The sequence below is a fragment of the Streptomyces sp. NPDC014801 genome (assembly GCF_043082085.1).
Classification (GTDB): Bacteria; Actinomycetota; Actinomycetes; order Streptomycetales; family Streptomycetaceae; genus Streptomyces.
The window spans coordinates 169,924-189,967 of sequence record NZ_JBIBXG010000015.1 but is presented as its reverse complement, the minus strand read 5'-3'; the positions used below and the strand labels follow the sequence as shown (position 1 = coordinate 189,967).

At 74.9% G+C, this 20,044-nt stretch carries 16 protein-coding genes, 1 tRNA gene and 1 other RNA gene; 5 read left to right on the top strand and 13 right to left on the bottom strand.

Features of this window, described 5'->3' with window-relative positions:
- Positions 1–72: 72 nt before the first annotated feature.
- From ACF1AL_RS33400 to ffs, 5 genes are all read right to left on the bottom strand, one after another.
- Positions 73–1,575, bottom strand: a complete 1,503-nt coding sequence (locus ACF1AL_RS33400; RefSeq protein ID WP_391661782.1) for a N,N-dimethylformamidase beta subunit family domain-containing protein — start codon at positions 1,573–1,575, stop codon at positions 73–75.
- 339 nt (positions 1,576–1,914) lie between these two features.
- The gene (locus ACF1AL_RS33395; protein ID WP_391828533.1) at positions 1,915–3,786 is read right to left on the bottom strand and encodes a hypothetical protein; all 1,872 of its coding nucleotides are present in this window, start codon (positions 3,784–3,786) and stop codon (positions 1,915–1,917) included.
- Between the two features lie 280 nt (positions 3,787–4,066).
- Positions 4,067–5,320 carry a phosphoribosylamine--glycine ligase gene (gene purD, locus ACF1AL_RS33390; protein ID WP_391828482.1) on the bottom strand — a complete coding sequence of 418 codons (1,254 nt, stop codon included), beginning with the start codon at positions 5,318–5,320 and terminating at the stop codon, positions 4,067–4,069.
- Positions 5,321–5,457: 137 nt separating this feature from the next.
- Positions 5,458–7,989 (bottom strand): DNA polymerase III subunit gamma and tau, encoded by a 2,532-nt coding sequence (locus ACF1AL_RS33385; protein WP_391828480.1) that lies wholly within the window; start codon positions 7,987–7,989, stop codon positions 5,458–5,460.
- A 194-nt stretch (positions 7,990–8,183) separates the two neighbouring features.
- Positions 8,184–8,282: signal recognition particle sRNA small type (ffs, locus tag ACF1AL_RS33380), an RNA gene on the bottom strand.
- A 72-nt stretch (positions 8,283–8,354) separates the two neighbouring features.
- On the opposite strand from ffs, the gene ACF1AL_RS33375 reads away from it, so the two are divergent.
- Positions 8,355–8,442 (top strand) — tRNA-Ser (locus ACF1AL_RS33375).
- Positions 8,443–8,521: 79 nt separating this feature from the next.
- On the opposite strand, the gene ACF1AL_RS33370 is transcribed toward ACF1AL_RS33375, so the two are convergent.
- Complete coding sequence (locus ACF1AL_RS33370) at positions 8,522–8,944, bottom strand: arsenate reductase ArsC (protein WP_391661785.1); 423 nt, start codon at positions 8,942–8,944, stop codon at positions 8,522–8,524.
- The gene (locus ACF1AL_RS33365) at positions 8,941–9,321 is read right to left on the bottom strand and encodes an ArsR/SmtB family transcription factor (RefSeq protein WP_386585055.1); all 381 of its coding nucleotides are present in this window, start codon (positions 9,319–9,321) and stop codon (positions 8,941–8,943) included. Before ACF1AL_RS33365 ends, ACF1AL_RS33370 begins: the two co-directional genes overlap by 4 nt.
- Before the next feature lie 80 nt (positions 9,322–9,401).
- Between ACF1AL_RS33365 and ACF1AL_RS33360 the strand changes: the two genes are divergently transcribed.
- A complete protein-coding gene (locus ACF1AL_RS33360; RefSeq protein ID WP_391821266.1) occupies positions 9,402–9,875 on the top strand; it encodes an ArsI/CadI family heavy metal resistance metalloenzyme in 474 nt (157 codons plus the stop codon).
- Positions 9,876–9,946: 71 nt separating this feature from the next.
- On the opposite strand, the gene ACF1AL_RS33355 is transcribed toward ACF1AL_RS33360, so the two are convergent.
- Complete coding sequence (locus ACF1AL_RS33355) at positions 9,947–10,159, bottom strand: hypothetical protein (protein WP_391702397.1); 213 nt, start codon at positions 10,157–10,159, stop codon at positions 9,947–9,949.
- A 1,186-nt stretch (positions 10,160–11,345) separates the two neighbouring features.
- On the opposite strand from ACF1AL_RS33355, the gene ACF1AL_RS33350 reads away from it, so the two are divergent.
- The 3 genes from ACF1AL_RS33350 to ACF1AL_RS33340 are packed head-to-tail and all read left to right on the top strand — an operon-like array spanning position 11,346 to position 12,799.
- Positions 11,346–11,999: a YeeE/YedE thiosulfate transporter family protein gene (locus tag ACF1AL_RS33350; protein ID WP_391702394.1), complete on the top strand. Its 654-nt coding sequence runs from the start codon at positions 11,346–11,348 to the stop codon at positions 11,997–11,999.
- Positions 11,999–12,415 carry a YeeE/YedE thiosulfate transporter family protein gene (locus ACF1AL_RS33345; RefSeq protein ID WP_366840780.1) on the top strand — a complete coding sequence of 139 codons (417 nt, stop codon included), beginning with the start codon at positions 11,999–12,001 and terminating at the stop codon, positions 12,413–12,415. The genes ACF1AL_RS33350 and ACF1AL_RS33345 overlap by 1 nt, the downstream gene beginning before the upstream one ends.
- 15 nt (positions 12,416–12,430) lie before the next feature.
- On the top strand, positions 12,431–12,799 hold the full coding sequence (locus ACF1AL_RS33340; RefSeq protein ID WP_391821264.1) for a hypothetical protein: 369 nt from the start codon (positions 12,431–12,433) through the stop codon (positions 12,797–12,799).
- Positions 12,800–12,838: 39 nt separating this feature from the next.
- Here ACF1AL_RS33340 and ACF1AL_RS33335 read toward each other — a convergent pair whose 3' ends face one another.
- The 5 genes from ACF1AL_RS33335 to ACF1AL_RS33315 form a co-directional block, all read right to left on the bottom strand.
- Positions 12,839–13,468 carry a response regulator gene (locus ACF1AL_RS33335; protein ID WP_391821263.1) on the bottom strand — a complete coding sequence of 210 codons (630 nt, stop codon included), beginning with the start codon at positions 13,466–13,468 and terminating at the stop codon, positions 12,839–12,841.
- On the bottom strand, positions 13,465–14,682 hold the full coding sequence (locus tag ACF1AL_RS33330; RefSeq protein WP_391828478.1) for a sensor histidine kinase: 1,218 nt from the start codon (positions 14,680–14,682) through the stop codon (positions 13,465–13,467). Before ACF1AL_RS33330 ends, ACF1AL_RS33335 begins: the two co-directional genes overlap by 4 nt.
- Before the next feature lie 719 nt (positions 14,683–15,401).
- Positions 15,402–17,177 carry a copper resistance CopC/CopD family protein gene (locus ACF1AL_RS33325; protein WP_391828531.1) on the bottom strand — a complete coding sequence of 592 codons (1,776 nt, stop codon included), beginning with the start codon at positions 17,175–17,177 and terminating at the stop codon, positions 15,402–15,404.
- A gap of 196 nt (positions 17,178–17,373) precedes the next feature.
- Positions 17,374–17,979, bottom strand: coding sequence for a GNAT family N-acetyltransferase (locus ACF1AL_RS33320; protein ID WP_391778200.1), 606 nt, complete (start codon positions 17,977–17,979; stop codon positions 17,374–17,376).
- Entirely contained in the window at positions 17,972–20,032 is a 2,061-nt protein-coding gene (locus ACF1AL_RS33315) for a penicillin acylase family protein (RefSeq protein WP_391828476.1), read from the bottom strand. Before ACF1AL_RS33315 ends, ACF1AL_RS33320 begins: the two co-directional genes overlap by 8 nt.
- Between the last annotated feature and the right edge of the window lie 12 nt (positions 20,033–20,044).

Genomic DNA, 20,044 nt, shown 5'->3' with positions numbered 1-20,044 from the left:
AGACGGGCGGGCCAATGGCTCGATTGTCCCGTATGAGGGGCGTGCCTAGGACGTCGGGTCGGAAGGGGGCGTTCAGTCCCGTTTGCAGATGCGGTCCAGCAGGTTCGCCGTGGCGCGCTGGATGCGGGGGTCGACGTGGCCCGGGCGGTCCAGGGCCGGAGACCAGGCGAAGGTGCCGGAGGCGAACACCCACGCGCCGGACGGTGCCCGGTACAGGGACGTCTCCTGGTGGCGCAGGGCGCCCTCGGTGTCCCGGTACGGGGAGTGGGCGAGCAGGACGCGTTCCTCGTGCTCGGGCAGGGGCGCGCGCGGGAAGTAACGGTCGGCCTCGCCCGCGACCAGGCCGTCGAGTGCGTCGCCCTCCTGCGCGCCGGTCGCCTCCCACAGCCAGTGGCCGGCGTTGCGGACGATCAGCGGGTGCGGCTCGGGGACCCGGCCGGCGTACTGGATGCCGACCAGCTGCTGCTCGGGACGGTCGATTTCGCGCCAGAGGACGGGCTTGCCGGGGCCCTTGCGTTTACGGCAGGTCAGCAGCCGGTCGGGGACGCCGGAGGGCGAGGGGCCGAGCTCGACCTGCCAGTACATGGTGTTGGCGGACAGGAACACCAGGGACGTGCCGTGGTCGCGGGCCTGCTCGGCGGCCCGGCGCATGGGCACGGACCAGTACTCGTCGTGGCCGGGGAAGACCAGGCCCCGGTAGCGCGCCGGGTCGATGCGGCCGGCGTGCAGGTCGCGGGCGTCGGCGTAGGCGAGGTCGTAGCCGTAGCGCTCGGCCCAGCGGATGACGTCGTAGGCGTGGCCGACGTGCAGCGGCAGGCCCGCGCCGGCGTAGGGGCGGTCGAAGGAGACCGTGGTCGCCGCGTCGGCCTCGCCGAGCAGCCGGCCCTCCTCGTCCCACGCGTGGTACAGGCTCGCGCCGGTGCGGCCGTCCTCCGGATAGAGGTTGTACGCCTGCCAGGTCACGTCGGGCAGGATCAGCAGCAGGTCGGCGGGGCGGTCGTCGCGCACGGTGAAGGGGATGTGGGACCGGTAGCGGCCGTCGCCGGTGGTGAGCACCGCGACGTAGGCGCCGACGCTCCAGTAGGAGGGGATCTGCAGCCGCCAGGACAGCCACCAGTGGTGGCAGGAGACCGTGCGGTCGGCGGCGAGCGGGGGCGGCTGGACGATGCCGGACAGCCGGGGGCTGGTGGTGATCTTGGCGGCGCCGTCACCGCCGTAGTGGCCGATGCGGTAGACGTCGACGGAGAACTCCTGGGGCGGGTCGACCGTCACATGGAAGTCGACGGCCTCGCCCGGGGCGACCGCGCCGGTGGAGACGAACCCCTTGATCTGCCGGTGCACGTCGTCGGCGGAGCGCAGGCCGTGCCGCTCGGCGCGCGGGGAGGGGACGCGGGCGGTGCCCTTGCGGGTGCTCTGCGCCGGGACCGTGTCGACGTACCAGGGGACGACCTGGCCGGTGTCGTCGAAGTACGTCTCGCTGCCGCGCAGCCAGGGAACGGGGCCCTGGCCGAAGGGGTCCGTCACGGCGTGCGCCAGTGCTCCCGACTCCCAGCGGCGGATCTGGTCCGACCCCATGGTCGCTCCCCTCCCTCACGCCCCCGTACGCGCCCGACGTCCTTGCTCGTTCACCTGTCTTATGTCGCACGCGCTTGCCATGTGCGTGACCGGTCCCAGCACATCACATAACGCACGCATGCTGTCACTATTCGTTGTGAATTGGCCGAAAGTGGAATCCGCCGCTCCGAGGCGGGGTGGGGTGCGGAGGGGCCGGTCCCCGGGGACGGGGGCTTCGGCGGGGCCGGGTGCGGGCGGACGCCGGGGCCGTGGCGTTGGCCGGGAGCCGTTCCGGGGCCCTGCGGCTGCGCGGGTGAGCGCGGCCGGTCTGTCCCGCGGTGGCCGGAGCGCCGGGTGCCGTCAGACCAGCCGGAGGGGCTTTTCGGGCCGTATGCCGGTGGCGGTGAGCCACTCCCGCAGCGGGGAGGGGTCGCCGTCCTCTATCAGGCTCAGCACTCTGGGGGTCAGATCGGTGGCGCGTTCGCCGTTGATCACCAGGGTGGGGCCGTCGAGCCAGTCCAGGCCGGGCGCGGCACCGGCGGTGTCGATGGCGGCGCAGCACACGGTCGCCGTGACGTGGTCGGTGAGGATCTCGCGCGGGGTGCGCGGGGGCTGGAGCGGGAAGAGCGGCAGCGCCGCGTCGGCCCACAGGGCGGCCGGGGCGTGCTCGGCGGAGCCCGTGGGGGCGGGTGCGGCGGCCTCCTCGCCGGCCAGTTCCGCGCTCAGGCTCGCGGCGAGCGCCGCGCTGCGAGGGGACGTCAGATCGTCGCCGTCGCCGTCCGGACCGAGGGCGCCGTCGAGGGCCGAGGCGGGGGCGGTCGCAGGGGCGGGGGCGGGGGCGGTCGCGCCCGGGTCGTGCGCGGGGGCGGTGCGGCCGGGGGTGGGCCCGCCGGTGGGACTGAAGGCGCCGGGGTCGTGCGCGGGGGCGCGGGTGGCGGTCGCCGGTGCGGAGAGGTGGTCGAGGACGCGGGAGAGCGTCGGGCTCATGGGGTCGGGGCCGGCCGTGTCGGTGGCGGGGCGTACGCCCAGGGCGTCCAGGACCCGGTGCAGGCGGGCGGCGTCGGTGCGCCACTTGCGGTCGACGACCTCCTCCGGATACGCCTGCCAGTCCACCGGCGACCAGTCCGGGCCGGGTTCGGCGGGGCCGCCGTGGAAGAGGCGGGCGGCCAGCAGGGAGGCGGCCTCGTCGACCAGGCCGGGCTCCTCCAGCAGATCGCAGGCGGGACGCTCGCCGAGCCGGGAGGTGAAGCCCTCCGCCAGCCGGTCGCGCCGGGACAGTTCGGTGAGGGCGGCGACCACGCCGGCGTCCAGCCGGGCCGGCCAGCGGCCCATCCGCCAGGCGGGCAACGCGACCCGGGTGAGCAGACGGTCCCAGCCCGCGTACGCGAGGCCGACCTGCTCCTGGGCGACGATCCTGAGGCCGTAGTCCACGGTCTGGGCCCGCTCGGCGGCCGCCGCGGCGACCCCGCGCTCCATCTCCGCCGCGTGCCCCCGGCAGCTGCGCAGCAGCAGCCGGGCCACCCAGCCGACGCCCGCGCACACCGACTTCAGGAACAGACAGCGGCCCGGGGTGGCGGCCACGGCCACCGCCGCGTCCAGTCCGCGCACGAAGCGGCGGGCGGCGGCTATGTCCGGGTGCGCCGCGGGTCCCGTACCGGCGACGACCGGGGCGAGCAGGGCGCGCAGTTCGCCCACCCGCATCCACCACAGGAACGGCGACCCTATGACCAGCACCGTGGCGGGAGCCCGCCGGTGGGCGTGGAGCCTGCCCTCGCCGGCCAGGTCGTCCTTGCCCGCGGGGCGGGTCGCGGACGGGGCGGGCGGGCCGTGCGGCGGGTGGGTGCGCTCCTCCAGCCAGCTGTCGCAGTCCGGGGTGAGCGCCACGGCCGACGGGGCCGGGACGTCCAGGCGGTCGGCGAGGTCGCGCACCAGCCGGTACAGGTCCGGGGCGGCCTCCTCGGCGAGCGGGACCGTAGGGCTGACGGCCGGGCGGGCGCGGGCCACGACCAGGCCGATGCCGACGGCGGCGAGGAGCACGAGCAGCGCCGGCACGCCGACCACCCAGCGGGCGACGTCCCAGCCCGGGCCCACGAGGTGCCCGGTGGAGCCGCCGGCCAGGAGGATCACCGCGAGCGCCGCGGGAAGCAGGGCCACCGCCGTGGCCCGGCTGCGGATCCGCAGCACGGCCAGGGCCCGGGCCCGCGCGGCCCGCGCTCCCGCTTCCACACCCATGCCGGTCACGAGCCGACCTCACCCCCTGCCTGTCGCCGTGGCTTCCTGGACTTGCTCACTCCCCCACTGTGGCACCCGCCACTGACATCGCAATGCCGGTGGGCCAAGTGCCGGAACACGTGTGCCGCACCCTAGTTGGGGGCCCGCCCCACGTCAGCAGGAAATCGGATTGGTCACTCGATGGAATGGCTTTGGTCAGAGCTGGGTGACGGACAGCAAGGATCAGGCCCCGGATTCCGTGGAGGAGTCCGGGGCCTGAACATGCCTGGTGAAGCGCGCCCTACGCCTGCGCGGCCGCCTTCGCCGCGATGTCCGTGCGGTGCTGCGAGCCGTCAAGCCGGATCCGCCCGACGGCCGTGTACGCCCGCTCGCGGGCCTCGTCGAGGTCCTTGCCCGTGGCGGTGACCGACAGCACCCGGCCGCCGGCGCTCACGACCTGCTCGCCCTCGCGCCGGGTGCCGGCGTGGAGCACGTACGCGTGCGGAGCGTCCTGCGCGGCGACCTCGTCGAGGCCGGTGATCGGGTCACCGGTGCGCGGGGTGCCGGGGTAGTTGTGGGAGGCGACGACCACGGTGACCGCGGCGTCCTCGCTCCAGCGCAGCGGCTCCAGGTCGGCGAGCGTGCCGGTGGCGGCGGCCATCAGCAGCCCGGCGAGCGGCGTGCGCAGCCGGGCCAGGACCACCTGGGTCTCGGGGTCGCCGAAACGGGCGTTGAACTCGATGACCCGCACACCGCGGCTGGTGATGGCCAGACCCGCGTACAGCAGCCCGGAGAAGGGAGTGCCGCGGCGGCGCATCTCGTCGACGGTCGGCTGCAGGACCGTCTCCAGCACCTCGTCGACCAGCTTGGGGTCGGCCCAGGGCAGCGGGGAGTACGCGCCCATGCCGCCGGTGTTCGGGCCCTCGTCGCCGTCCAGCGCGCGCTTGAAGTCCTGGGCGGGCTGGAGCGGGACGACCGTCTCGCCGTCGGTGACGGCGAAGAGGGAGACCTCGGGGCCGTCGAGGTACTCCTCGATGACCACGCGCTCGCAGGCGGCGGCGTGCTGGATGGCGGTCTGCAGGTCGTCGGTGACGACGACGCCCTTGCCGGCGGCCAGCCCGTCGTCCTTGACGACGTAGGGGGCGCCGAAGGCGTCGAGGGCCTCGGCGACCTCGTCGGCGGTCGTGCAGACGTAGGACCGCGCGGTGGGGACGCCGGCGGCGGCCATCACGTCCTTGGCGAAGGCCTTGGAGCCCTCGATCTGCGCGGCCTCGCCGGACGGGCCGAAGACCGGGATGCCGGCGGCGCGCACGGCGTCGGCGACGCCCGCGACCAGCGGCGCCTCCGGGCCGACGACCACCAGGTCGGCGCCCAGCTCACCGGCCAGCGCGGCCACGGCGGCGCCGTCCAGGGCGTCCACCTGGCGCAGCTCGGCGACCTCGGCGATGCCGGCGTTGCCGGGAGCGCAGTGCAGCGCGGTCACGGCGGGGTCGAGGGACAGGGAGCGGCACAGGGCGTGTTCGCGGGCGCCGCTGCCGATGACGAGGACCTTCACGGGGTCAGCCTAACCGGAGGCGGCGCCGTGCCCTTGTGCGGGTTTCCGAGGGCCAACGGCGCCGCGCTTCGTAGTTTTCTCCGAGCACAGGGGCCTGAGCTGGGCGCTCGGCACCTCCCGGGCGGGCGCCCGGCACGTCACTCGTTGGTGAACTCCTCCACGACCGTCGCTCCCAGCTCCTTGACGATCAGTTCGTAGCCGGACAGGGCCGACTCGTTCAGGTCGGGGTCGTCGTCCTCCGGGATGTCGTCCTCGAGGGCGACCGGCGGCGGTTCCGGCGCCAGGGACGTGGGTGCCGGGGCGGGGGCGGGCACGGACGCCTGCGGCGGTGAGGCCGGCCCGGACGGCGGGGCGGCGGGCTGCGCGGGCGCCGGGCGCTGTACGGCCGTGGCACCGCCACCCGTGCCGTAGCCGCCGGCGCCACCGCCGCCGAAGCCGGAGGAGCCGCCGCCGTACCCGCCGGTGGGGCCGCCGCCGTACCCGCCGGTGGGGCCGCCGCCGAAGCCGCCGGGGCCGCCGGGCGACGGCGGGGCGGAGCCGCCGGACGGGTCGACGACGGCCTCGATCTTCCAGTGGACGTTGAACTGCTCGGCCAGCGCCTGCCGCAGCACGTCCTCGCTGCCGCTGCCGGCGAAGTTGTCCCGGGCGCCGGCGTTGACGAAGCCGAGCTGCAGGGTGGTGCCGTCGAAGCCGGTGACCTGGGCGTTCTGGCTGAGCAGGATCCAGGTGAAGCGCCGGCGGTTCTTCACGGCCTCCAGGATGTTCGGCCACAGCCCGCGCGGGTCGAGCCCACCGGGGGCGGGAGCCGGGGCGGCGGGCGCGGGTGACGCGGCCGGGGGTGCGGCGGGGGCCGAGGGAGCAGGGGTGGCAGGGGTACGACCGGCACCGGCCGCGGGGCCGGAGCCGCCGGGGCCCTGACCGCCGGGCCCGGGAGCCGTGGCGGGGCGTGCGCCGCCGCCCGCCGGGGTGGCCGTGGGCCAGCCGCCGGGCCGACGGCCCCCGCCGGCCGGGGCGGCGGTGGGCCAGGCGCCGGGGGCGGGCGCGGAAGCGGAAGGTGCGGCGGCGTCCGGGGCGGCGGGCGCGGCCGGGCCGGCGGGCGTCTGCGGAGCGGCGGCCGCAGGCGCCTGCGGGGCCAACGCGGGGCTCTCGGCGGGCGCGGCGGGGGAGCCGTACGGGGCCGGACCGCCGGCGGGGCCGCCCACGGCGTCGGGGCGAGCGCCGGCCGGCTGCCCGGACGCCCCCGTGGACGCGGCCGCCGGGGCGGGAGCGGGCACACCGGCGCCGGGCTCCGCACCGGGACCGGCACCCGGCACACCACCGGGGGCACCCACGGTCCCGGCGCCCGGCGCTCCGCCCCCCGCGGCCCGCACCGCGGCGCGGGCAGCCGCCGGGCCTGCGCCCGGCGGGACGGGCGCACCGGAGGCCGCCGGGCCACCGTGCACGGGACCGCCGTGGGCCTCGGGCCCGGGGACGTATCCCATGGCGGGCATGCCGGCGCCGGCCGAGAAGTTCACGCCGCGCTCGATGCGGTCGAGGCGGGCCATCACGGAACGCTCGTCGCCGTAGGCGGCCGGGAGCAGGACGCGGGCGCAGATCAGCTCGAGCTGGAGACGGGGCGAGGTCGCGCCGCGCATCTCGGTCAGGCCCTCGTTGACCAGGTCGGCGGCGCGGCTGAGCTCGGCGGCGCCGAAGGAACGCGCCTGCGCCTGCATCCGCTCGATGACGTCGGCCGGGGCGTCGATCAGCCCCTTCTCGGCGGCGTCGGGGACGGCGGCGAGGATCACGAGGTCGCGCAGCCGCTCCAGCAGGTCGGCGACGAAGCGGCGCGGGTCGTTGCCGCCCTCGATGACGCGGTCCACGACCTCGAAGGCGGCGGAGCCGTCACCGGAGGCGAAGGCCTCGACGACGGAGTCGAGCAGCGAGCCGTCGGTGTACCCGAGGAGGGCGGTGGCCATGGCGTACGTCACACCGTCCTCGCCGGCACCGGCGAGGAGCTGGTCCATGACGGACATCGAGTCACGCACCGAGCCGGCGCCGGCCCGCACGACCAGCGGCAGGACGCCGTCCTCGACGGGGATCTGCTCCTTCTGGCACACCTCGCCGAGGTACTCGCGCAGCGTGCCCGGGGGCACCAGCCGGAAGGGGTAGTGGTGGGTACGCGACCGGATGGTCCCGATGACCTTCTCGGGCTCGGTCGTGGCGAAGATGAACTTCAGATGCTCCGGCGGCTCCTCGACGACCTTGAGCAGCGCGTTGAAGCCGGCCGACGTGACCATGTGGGCCTCGTCGATGATGTAGATCTTGTACCGGCTGCGGGCGGGCCCGAAGAACGCCTTCTCTCGCAGGTCACGGGCGTCGTCCACACCACCGTGGGAAGCGGCGTCGATCTCGATGACGTCGATGGAACCGGGGCCGTTGCGGGCGAGGTCGCGGCAGGACTGGCACTCGCCGCACGGGGTCGGCGTGGGACCTTGCTCACAGTTCAGGCAGCGGGCGAGGATCCGGGCGCTGGTCGTCTTGCCGCACCCGCGCGGCCCGCTGAACAGGTACGCGTGATTGACCCGGTTGTTCCGCAGCGCCTGCTGCAGCGGGTCGGTGACATGCTCCTGCCCGATGACCTCGGCGAAGGACTCCGGGCGATAGCGGCGGTACAGCGCGAGAGACGACACGCTTACGAGGTTATAGGCGTCCACTGACAATCCGGACGGCCGGAAAGAGGCGACGAGGGAGACCCGCGGCACACCCGGCGCCGGGCCCGCGGACCACGCGCCCGCGCCTTCCGCGTCGTCACCGTGGCAGAGGCAGTGGCGCCGTGCCGTCGACACCGCCGGGACCTGGTCCGCACCGGGCGACCGCGCCCGGGAACGCAAGCGCCCCCCACGCACCCGCCAGAGCCGACCTACCCTTGCTGCCTTCCGGCCCTGGGGGAGTTCAGTCAGATAGCGCCGCGTGAGGGGCTGCGCACAGCGTACCCGATGCGGGCCTGGGGGAACGAGTTCGCGAGCACTCCCCTCGGTCATGTAATGTTTCCGGCGGAGGATTCGCCTAGAGGCCTAGGGCGCACGCTTGGAAAGCGTGTTGGGGGCAACCCCTCACGAGTTCGAATCTCGTATCCTCCGCCAGCCCAGAGGGCCGGACCGCGAAAGCGGCCCGGCCCTCTGGCGTTTGCCCGGGAGGCGCTGCGGTCGTGAGCCGCCGCGCTCACGCCCGGCTCTGCGGGGCGATCTCTTCGATCAGATGGCGGATGCGGGTCTCGATGGCGTCGCGGATCGGGCGGACCGCTGCCACGCCTCGGCCGGCCGGGTCGGGCAGGTCCCAGTCGAGGTAGCGCTTGCCGGGGTAGACGGGGCATGCGTCGCCGCAGCCCATCGTGATCACGACGTCGGACGCCTGGACCGCCTCCGACGTGAGCACCTTCGGGACCTCCGCCGAGATGTCGATGCCCCGCTCCGCCATGGCTTCGACGACGGCCGGGTTCACGGTGCCGGCGGGGGCGGAGCCGGCGGAGCGGACGTCGACGCGGTCGGCTGCGAGGTGGGCGAGGAAGGCGGCCGCCATCTGCGAACGGCCGGCGTTGTGGACGCAGACGAACAGGACGGACGGGCGCGCGAGGGGGGTGTTCACGGGGTCGGGTCCGCCTTCCGCGCCGGGGTGAGGAACGTGGCGAGCCGGGTCAGGGTGGCAGGGAGGGCCCAGTAGTAGACCCAGGTGCCCCGGCGTTCGCAGTCGATCAGGCCCGCCTGCCTCAGCAGTTTGAGGTGGTGCGAGATCGTCGGCTGGGAGAGTTCGAAGGCCGGGGTCAGGTCGCATACGCAGACCTCGCCGCCGGCCCGTGAGGCGATCAGCGACAGCAGACGCAGGCGCACGGGGTCGCCCAGCGCCTTGAAGATCTTCGCCAGCTCGGCCGCCTGGTCCTCGTCCAGGGGGGCGGTCGCCAGCCCAGGACAGCAGGCCGCGGACCGATCGTCCTGCCCGAGCACCACCAGTTCTTGCTTTGACATCCTTCTATGTTGACGTTCATCGATACAAGGCGCAAGCTCTGTATCGATGAACGTCAATGCAAGCAGAGGGGAGTCGTGTCATGTCCCGTGTTCAGCTCGCCTTGCGCGTCAGCGACCTGGAAGCGTCGATCGCCTTCTACGCGAAGCTGTTCGGCGCCGAACCGGCCAAGCGGCGCGCGGGCTACGCCAACTTCGCTCTCGCCGAGCCCCCGCTCAAGCTCGTGCTGATCGAGGGCCGGCCCGGCGAGGAGACCCGTCTGGACCACCTCGGCGTCGAGGTCGACTCCACCGTGCAGGTCCACGCCGCCACCACCCGGCTCAAGGACGCCGGCCTCGCGACCTTCGAGGAGAACGACACGTCCTGCTGTTACGCCCTCCAGGACAAGGTGTGGGTCCACGGGCCCGGCAAGGAGCCCTGGGAGGTCTACGTGGTCAAGGCCGACGCCGGCACGCTCGGCAAGAGCGCCGACCCCGACGGCGCCGGGGACGGCTGCTGCACCGGACAGGCCGGCCAGGAGGCCCCGGCAGCGACCGGATGCTCCTGCGGGGCGTGATCCGCGAGAGCGGGGAAATCCGCGGGAGCGGGGGAGAGGGAGAGGGAGGCGACGCGGGGCCCGGCGTCAGGTCACGCCGGGCTCTTCATCCAGGCCTTCACGCGGGCCCAGCGGCCCGCCTTCGCCCGGCTCGCCTTCGCCCGGCTCGGCGGCGGGACCGTCGCGGTCTCCGGCTCCCCCGCGTCCGTACGCGCGCGTGCCGGCGTGTCGCAGGTGCAGCGCTCCTGGGCCGGTACGCCGTGGAGCACCTCCTCCACGTGCCGGCCGCAGCCCTCGTAGGTCACTTTCCGACATGAGCGGCAGACCGCACGTCGACACATGTGTTTTCGCCTCCATCAGCGCCTTTGTTGACGACCAGTAATATCAACAGTTTCGTCACAGACGAATTCACGTTTCCACCACAACAAAGCCCGAATGCCCACCGTCTCCACGAACAACTGACGTACGGGGAGGGGAAATCGGGCCACAGGAGCGCGTCACGCCCCGCGCGCCCCCGTCGTACGCCGCGATCTTTCCGTCATACCAGACAAACGGCGTGAGTCGCTCGCTACCTTCCTCACTCTGCGCTGTCAAGCAGTTACGGGCAGATTCCCCGATCAGGTTGCCGTCGGCATCGAATCAGTGGTTCCATCGCGCCCGGCCGAGAAATGGAGGCGATGTTCCGCTTCGTGACACGCCGTCACCGCGCTTTTCTCGAAACCGTCGGCCCGCGCGGCGAAGGCACACAACCGAGAGCGGCAACCACCCACACCGAACGGGTGGTGCGCGCCGGTCGGAAGGGAGCGACGTGGGTTGCTCGCACGCCGTGGGATGCCCCCTTTTTCCCCTGCTCAGGGCGAGCTTGCAAGGCTGGCGCGACTACTACTGCGACAGCGACGATCACTGGCGCGACTGTGCCCGCTACCAGGTGTCCCTCACCGGTGAGCGGGTGCCGATCAGTCTGCTGCCCAACGGGGCCCGCGCACGGCACCTCGAGGACGCGGCCGGAGACACGGGCCGGTCCGGTGCCGCCCCCGGTCCCGTACAGGGGCCTGGCACCGCCGGGGTTCCCCGCGGTCCTCACGGCCCTGACAGCTCGTCACCACACCACCACCCGTGGGCCGCACAGGATCCCTCGTGGTCGCAGCCGGCACCGGCCGCGCCGCAGGATCCCTCGTGGTCCCGGCCGTCGCCCGCCACGCCGCAGGACCCCACCTGGTCCCACACCGCACCCGCGGCACCACAGGACCCCAGTTGGTCCCAGCACGCGCCCGCCCGGCCACCGGGGCCGTCCGGTCCGGTGACCGCTGCGTCGGGGAGTGTGCCGCCGTTCGGGCCGGCGTCCGCGCCGATCCCGGTGTCGCCGCACCGGCCCTCGCCGTCCCCGCACCTTCCCGGGCCCGAGGACCGCCCGTCCCGGCGCGCGCGGCGGGAGTCCGGGGCCAAGCGCGGCTGGTGGGCCCGTTTCACCGACTGGATGGGAGGCCCCGCATGAGTGGCTACTGGCCCTGGTGGGCCGGCGCTGCCGGACTCGCTCTGATCACCATCAACTACGCCCTCACCACGGACCGCTCCTTCGGGGTGTCGTCCGCGTGGGACCGCGTGCTGCATTGGCGCCGGGAGCGCCGCCTCGAGCAGATGGACGAGGAGTTCACCGACGAGCGGGCGCTGGCCGAGGCCCTGGCGGCGGCCACGGCGGAGCACTTCGGCACCGCCCCCGGCGGTCCCGCCGCACCGCCGGCGCCGTCGGCGTCGTACGGGATGGCGCAGACGGCCGAGCCGGACAGCGAGCCGGCCACGGGCGAGGCCGCCCCGGGCCCGGCCCCGCTGGTCACCCAGGCGGCGCTGCTGGTGTCGATCTTCATCGGCGGGCTGATCGCCGCGGTCACCTCCGGACGGTTCCACCTCCGCCTCGACATGGGTCCGGGGTTCCGGGACGTGGTCACCGGCGATCCGGTCACCATGCTGATCCTGCTGTTCGTCGGCGGCGTGCTGGTCGGCTTCGGCACGCGGCTGGCGGGGGGCTGCAGTTCGGGACACGGACTCAACGGGTGCGGCCGGCTGCGCCCGGTCAGCCTGGTCGCGACCGCCGTGTTCTTCGGTACCGCCGTCGCGGTGTCGTTCCTGCTGTGGAAGGTGATCTGATGCGTACGCGCGGCGCGATCCTGATGGCCAACATCCTCACCGGACTGGCCCTCGGCTTCACCGTCTCCAACATCGGCTTCGGCGACTACGCCGAACTGAACCGCATGTTCACCTTCCAGGACCTGCGCATGCTGCTGTCCTTCGCGGGTGCCGTGGTGATCATCGTGTGCGCGTTCGCCCTGCTGCGGGTCCGCCGCACGCCGGGGCGCATCCACGCCGGTGTGATCCCCGGAGCGGTGCTGTTCGGCACGGGCTGGGCGATCTCCGGCGGCTGCCCGGCCATCCCGATCGTCCAGGTGGCCGGCGGATACCTGCCCGCCCTGGTCACCATCGTCGGCGTCACCGTCGGCATCCGCCTGTGCCGCTGGGCCAACGCCCGCTACTTCCACCTCGACCGGGGCTCCTGCGGTCTGTGACCGAGGATGGGCGGCATGTACGCGACGATCAGCTGGCGTTGCCACGTTCATGCCGCCGACCGCCGCAAGGCGGAGCGCGTGGCCGGCCGGATGAGGGAGCGGCTGGGACTGCCCCTCGACGTGGAGGAGTACGAGCGGTACGCGCGCTTCCCCGAGCTCGCCGTGATGCGGCTGACCACGCCACTGGGCCACGACGACGCGCAGGCCGCGCTGTTCGCCGCCCTGGAGTGCGCGTGGCGGCTCGCGACGCCGTGGAGTGTCAGCGCGCTCGGCCCGCCCGGACGCCGTGAGTTCAACGGTGTCGCGGCCGGTACGGTCGGCGCGCGTTTCTTCGTGCCGGGCGTCGAGTGGATGGAGTTCACGCTCATAGGCGACGGCGCCTGAAGGCACAAGCGATCGGCACGGCCTCGGGCGTGCCGGACGTCAGGGCAGCAGGCGGCGTTCCTTCGCGATCGACACCGCTCCTGCTCGCGTGTCGACGCCGAGTTTTTCGTAGATGCGGCGCAGGTGTGTCTTGACCGTGGCCTCGCTGATGTGGAGGGCGCGGGCGATGTCGCGGTTGCCGAGGCCTCGCGAGAGGTGGGTGAGGATGTCCCGCTCGCGGGGGGTGAGCGTGGGGGCCGGATTGCGCAGGTGGGCCATGACGCGGCCGGCGACCGGGGCGGAGAGCGTGGTGCGGCCCTGGGCGGCGGAATGGATCGCGGCGAAGAGTTCGTCGGGGCGTTCGGCCTTGAGCAGGTAGCCGGTGGCACCGGCCTCGATCGCGCGGGTGATGTCGGCGTCCGTGTCGTAGGTGGTGAGGACCAGGACGTACGGGGCGGGCTGCTGCGCCGTCAGACGGCGGGTGGTCTCCACGCCGTCGATGCCCTCGCCCAGCTGGAGGTCCATCAGGACGACGTCGGGGCGCAGCTTGCGGGCCAGCGCGATGGCCTCCTCGCCGCTGCCGGCCTCGCCGGTCACCTCGATGTCCGGCGCGCTGCCGAGCAGGGCGAGCAGCCCGGCGCGGACCACGGCGTGGTCGTCGCAGACCAGGACTCGGACGGGCGTGCTCATGCGGGCGGCTCCAGGGGGATCGCGGCCGACAGCACCGTGCCCTCGCCCGGTGCCGACTCGATGGTGAGGGTGCCGCCCAGCTGGCGCAGCCGGGCGCGGATCGCGGGCAGGCCGTGCCCGCGGACGGAACCGGCCGGCCGCCGCGCGGACGCCGCCGCGTCGAAGCCGCGGCCGTCGTCGGCGACGTCCAGGACGATCTGGTCGTCCAGGCAGGTCAGGGTGAGCGTGGCGGTGGCCGCGCCGGCGTGCTCGCGGACGTTGGCGAGCGCGCCCTGCGCGATGCGCAGCAGGGCCGACTCGACCAGGGCCGGCAGCGGCTGGGCCGGGGTGCCCTCCGCGTGGATGCGGACGTCCAGGCCGTCCGTGCTCGCCCGCTCGGCGACCACCCGCAGCGCCGTCAGCAGCCCGCCGCCTCCGGCGAGGTCGGCCGGGGCGAGGTCGTGAACGAACCGGCGGGCCTCGGCCAGGTCGCGTTCGGCGATGGCGGCGGCTGTACGGACGTGGGAGCGGGCGGTGTCCCGGTCGGTGTCCCACAGCCGGTCGGCGGCCTGGAGCAGCATCCGCTGGCTGGACAGCCCCTGGGCGAGGGTGTCGTGGATCTCCCTGGCCAGGCGCTCGCGTTCGGCGAGGGTGCCCTCGCGGCGCTCGGTGGCGGCCAGTTCGCGCCGGGTGCGGATCAGGTCGTCGATGAGGGCGCGCTGGCGGCGGGCCTGGCGCTGCATGACGACGAACACGGCGGTGGCGATCGCGGCCACGGCCGGCGGGGCGAGCAGCACGTTGGGGTCGGCCCAGCCCGCGAGCTGGAGCTGGGCGGCTACGGCGAGCGCGGTGAGGGCGGTGACCAGGATGATCGCCGCGCGGGGCGGGAGGGTGCGCAGGCCGGTGTAGAAGAGCGGCACCGCGCACCAGGCGAAGCTCGGGGCGAGCGTCACCAGCACGGCCCAGGCCGCGACGACGGCGGTCAGCCAGGCGAGCCGGCGTGCGGTGAGGTGGGCGCCGAGGGTCGGGCCGAGGACGTAGAGGACGGCGAGGGAGAGGGACAGGGCCAGGACCCAGGGGGTGTGGGGCTCGCCGGGGTGGCGCAGGAGGAAGCGGGTGAGGGAGGCGCCGAGCAGGACGAAGAAGGCCGTGTGCATGATCACGGTGAGGGTGCGGGTGTCGTCGTCCGCGGGTGGGGTGGGCGCGGGTGGGGTGGACGCGGGGGTCGCCTCCATGGCCTGCTCCTCCCCTACGGCGCTGAACTGGGCGAACTTCATTCTCGCGCGGGGGTGTGGGGCGGGGGGTCATCCAAACGGTTGACGTTGCGGTGCCTTGCGGTGCGCTTGTGCCCGGGGGTGCGTTGAACGCCGTGGGGTGCTCGTGCCCAGGGGTGTGCGGCACCGGGGGTGTGGTGAACGCCGGTGTTTGCGCAGCCCGGCGTTGCGAGGCGCCCGGCGCCGGGGTGACCGCCGTGGGGTGCGCAGCCCGGCGTTGCGGGGTGCCGCTGCGCCCACCCGTGCCGCCCCAGCGGCACGACTGCCCGCAGCTACGTGGGGTGGGTGCCCGCCCTGCGGCACGACTGCCCGCAGCTACGGCGGATCGGATGCCCGCAGCTATGCGGCGTTGGCGCTGCCCCTGCGGCACGACTGCCCGTAGCTGGGACAGGTAGCGGCGACGGCCTGTAGTCGCCGGCGGCGGGGAGGGGGCGTGGTGGGGGGTGTCCGCCCGCAGCGGACGGCATTGCCTTTCGTCAGCTGCTTGAGAGACGTAGGGCCGTACCGAGGACGGACACCCCCCGCCGCGGCCCCGACTCACCCACCCACCGGACGCGCTACATCAGCCCCCACCGGACCCGCGCGGGCCGCCGCAGGCATTCAGGGGCGCGGGGAACTGCGCGACAAGCCACGACGAAACCCGCACCCGGCAACACACCGCACCCACCCCCCGCCGTCGCTCACCGCGCTATCTCGACCCCGCGGGTCTCGCTGACCTGGTCCGTTTCCGACACCCGTACCGTCACCTTCATCGTCCACCGCCCCGGCAGCGGCAGCGTCACGCGGTCGGACGCCCAGTAGCCGCCCCGGTCCGCGACCCGGGCGTCGATCGGGCCCACCCCCTGCGCGGGCAGCGTGAACGAGATCCGCAGTTCGGGCACGGCCGCCAGGCCCCCGTCGGCCCCGTAGACCACCGCCTGCACCGAACTGTCCCCGACCCGACCGGGCTCCAGCGTGACCTGCACCTTCCCCTGGCGCCCGGGCCCGCCGAGGTCGAACGGCACGTCGGTGACCGACGCCCCCGGCAGCCCCGGCACGGCAAGCGGCTGCCGCTCGGCCGCCTCCGCGGCGGCCCGCCCGGGGACGGTTCCCGCGAGCACCGTCGAGATCAGCAGGACCAGCGCCCCGAGGGCCGCCTCCGCGTACACGGCCCGCCGCAACCGCCGCCCGGCCACGGACGCCTGCCCTGCCGCAACACCAGCCGCCTCCGCGACCACCCGCTCCCCCGCGTCCGCGTCCGCCCCCGCATCGCACCCCGCATCCGACCCGGCCCCGGACGACCCCCCACCCGCCCTCGCCCCCACCCGCTCCCGATCCCGCACCACCCCGGTCGCCACCGGCACCCGCAGCCCCCGCACCGCCCGCCGCGCGCCCCCCGCCCCCGCCAGCAGCAGCGCCACCACCGTCAGCTTGACCAGCAGCAGCCGGCCGTACGCCGTACCGGTGAGCGCGTCGAGGGAGCCGAGGCCGCGCCACGCCTGGTAGACGCCGGTGGCCACGAGGACGGCGACGCAGCCGAGGGCGATCCGTGAGAAGCGGTGGAGCACGGCGACGGGCACCTCACGCGTGCACAGCAGCGCCACGAGCCCGCCCAGCCACACCCCCGTCGCCAGCAGATGCAGAACGGCGGAGACGACCGCGACCGGCACCTGGATCCCGGCGACGGCGTGGTCGGCGAGAGCCCAGGTCAGCGCCAGGGCGACGGCCACAACGCCCCCGCTCACGCGCGCGCCCCGCCCCCACGTCCGCCGCCGCAGCAGCACCCCGGCCGCCCCCAGCAGCACCAGCCGGGCCACCAGGGCGAGCCCCGGAGGGCTGGTCAGCGTGCGTGCGGCCCCGGACGGGTCGAACGCGCCGGACAGCCCGGTACCGGCCTCGTAGGGAGCACGCAGGAGCAGCAGGACGGCGGTGGCGGCGGCCAGCGTTCCCCAGCCGGCGTTCACCGGGGTGCGCGCCGCTCCCGGCCACAGCGCCCGGAACACCCCGCCGCCGATGAGCAGCGCGGCGCCCAGGTAGGCGGCGTACCGCGCGAGGTCGTACAGGCTCCCGGTGGCCGGGTCCTCGTCCGTACCGGTGTCGAGGGCGGCCGGGGCGGGCGTCGGTGCGCCGACGGAGAAGGTGAAGGCGCCGGAGACGGGGTGGCTGTCGGCGGAGACCACCCGCCAGGCCACGGTGTAGGTGCCCCGGCCGAGCCCGCCCGGCAGCGGAAGGCGGACGGTGTCGGACCGGCCGGGGGCGTGCCCGGCCTCACCGGTGCGCAGCCGGTGGTTGCCGGGATCGAAGACGCGGAAGGAGCCGTCGAGCAGGCCGACGGACTCGGTGAAGGTGAGCGTGAGGTGGTCCGGGGCGGTCTTCACGACGGACCCGTCGGCCGGGTCGGTGGTGCGCAGGGCGGCGTGCGCGGAGGCGGACCCCGCGCCGCCGAGGAGGAGCAGGGTCAGCACCACGCCCAGCATGACCGCCCGCCCGAGCCGCCGCCCTCCACGCACCACGCCGCCCGCTCCCTCCCGCCGGACCTGCCGGGCCACTCCTCGGGATCAGTACGGCCCCGGCCACCGGATCACTCAACGGCGCGAACCACGAAGTACGACGGCGGCGCGGACCCCGACCGCAGGCCCCCCCCCGCCACGCGGGCCGCACCGCACCGCCCCCTCACCCCCGCAGCGCCACCTCCCTCCGCAGGAAGGCCAGTTGCGCCCGCTTCTCCGGCAGGTACACGTCCGGCAGGTCCACCTCGGGCAGGACGACCTCGGGTCCGCGCTCGAAGCCGAGCCGTTCGAACCGGGCGATCGCCTTGACGTTGCGCACGTCGGGGTCGACGACGATCCGGCGCCGGTCCAGGGCGTGCAGTACGTACGCCGTCATCGCCGCCACCAGCCGTGCGGTCCAGCCGGGCCGCCGGCCCGCGTCGCCGGCGGGGGCGAGGAGCAGGTGGACGCCGATGTCGCCGGGCTGGACGGGGTAGCACTCGCCGACCCGGTCGGCGCCGGGTTCGTAGGTCTGCAGGAGGGCGGCCGGGTCGCCGTCCTTGACGACGAGGAAGGCGTGGTGGGTGTCGAGGCCGGCCATGTGCGCGTAGATCTCCGCGACCTGATCGACGGTCAGTCCGCGCATGCCCCAGAACGCGGCCCGTTCCTCGCTGACCCAGCGGTGGACCACCTCGGCGTCGGCGCGGGGGTCGAGGGGCAGGATGCGGACGGTGCCGAAGCCGTCGGTCCGCTGCTCGTGCACGGCCTCGCGGTGCGGGACGTCAGACATCGCTCTCCTTCGTGAGCCGGTCCCAGTCGGTGACGACGGGGACGAGGTCCCCCTTGAGCCACAAGGGGAGTTGGTCGCGGTGGTGGGGGGAGCCGGGGGTGCCGTCCGCGCCGAAGGGCACCACCCACAGGCTGTGGTCGCGCCGGGCGAGGTCCCAGACGTAGCGGGCGGCGGGGCCGCGCGCGGCGCGGTCGGTGACCCCGGGGACGGCGGAGGTGCACAGCACGCAGTCGTGGTCTCCGGACAGGCCGGGTTCGCCGTCCGTGGCGTACGGCAGCGCGCGCCAGGGTGCGAGGCGGTGGGTGTCGCCCCAGGTGCCGGCCGGGGGTGCGGCGGCGACCTCCTCCAGGGCGGCGCGGACCAGGGCGGGGCGGTCGACGCCGTACAGCTCCTCGGTGCGCAGCAGGTGTTCCAGGGCGAAGCCGATGCGCGGGGTGAGGGCCAGCCAGGGCTGGAAGACGTCCGGGTAGGCGGGCGGGGAGGCGAGGGCGGCGAACGCCTCGTGCGCGGCGAGGCGCCGTACGAGCGCGGTGCGCACGGCCGCGTACAGCGCCGCGTCCCGGCTGCCGGCGTCCATGCGGCGGTCCCAGCGCAGCAGCCGCGCGCGCAGCGCCTCGGCGTTCGGGCCGAGCCCGTCGAGTGCGGCGAGGTGGTCGAGCAGGGCGGCCGCGGAGGCGAGGTGGGTGTCTCGGTGGACGGCGGGCATGTCGGCGGCGGACCACCGGCGGCGTGCGGCCAGCAGGTCGCGGATGCGGTCGGCGCGGTGCGGCGGGGCGAACTCGGTGCCGAGGGCGGCGGCAAGCCCGCGCTGGTTGGCCATGACGGCGACGCCGTCGACGAGACCGGCGCGGGGCGGCTCGTGCCACCCGGTCCACTCGTACCCGGGCTCCCAGGCGGGCACCAGCCCGGTGCGGTTGGCGGCCGCCCGCACGGGCACGCGTCCGGCGACCCGGTGCAGCAGGCCGCCCTCGGTGTCGGCGGCCTGGACGACGTTGACGGGTTCGGCCCAGGCGTCCAGGGCCCGGTCGACGTCGGCGACGCGGCGGGCGCGCAGCAGGGGCAGGAGGGCACTGAACCCGAGGTCGTGGGTGACCCGTGGCGGGTGGCGCAGGCTGAGCGCGAGGGGTGTCCCGTCGTCGAGCCCCTCCGGTCCGCCGGCGACGACGGGTCCGCGCGCGGTCTCGATGATCTCGACCTCGACCGGGTCCTCGCCGGCCACCTCGACGTGCTCGGTGTGCCGGCCGGCGCGGTGCCAGCGTCCGTCGGGTCCGAGGGCCTCGACGCCGGCGCCGGTGCGGCGCAGGCGTTCCCGGTACAGGTCCTGGTAGTCGGCCATGGCGTTGGTGATGGCCCAGGCGACGGTGCCGGCGTGGCCGAAGTGGGCGATGCCGGGGACGCCCGGCACGGCGAGGCCGACGACGTCGAACTCGTCGCAGGCGAGCCGGATCTGCTGGTAGACGCCGGGGTCCTCGATGAACCGGTGGGGGTCGCCGGCGAGGAGCGCCCGCCCGGTGGTGGTGCGCTCGCCGGCGACCAGCCAGCCGTTGCTGCCGGCGGTGGCGGGCCCGTCGGCGGCGAACAGCCCGACGGCCTCGGGGCCGAGCCGCCGGGCCGCCTCCTCCCGCCACAGCTTGGCGGGGAAGCCGGCGAAGAGGATGTGTGCGGACAGCCACACGGCGAGCGGGGTCCACGGCTCCCAGCGGCCGGGCGCCAGGCCGGCGCGCCGGAACTCGGCGGTGGGGCGCAGTCCCTCGTTGACGCCGTCGACGTACGCGCGCACCCAGTCGGCGGTCTCGGCGTCCCGTTCGCGCAGCGCGTCGAAGCAGCGGCGGGCGGTGTCGGCGAGGCGTGCGCGGCGGGCGAAGCGGTCCCAGTCGAGCGCGCCGGCGCCGAGGAAGGCGGCCGAGGTGCCCTGGGCGCGGTGGCGTTCGACTTCCAGCTGCCAGGCGCGGTCGCGGGCGGTGACCAGGCCCTGGGCGTGGGCGAGCGCCCGGACGCCGGGGGCGCGCAGGTGCGGGATGCCCCAGGCGTCCCGGTGGATCTCGCTCGTCACCCTGTGACCCCT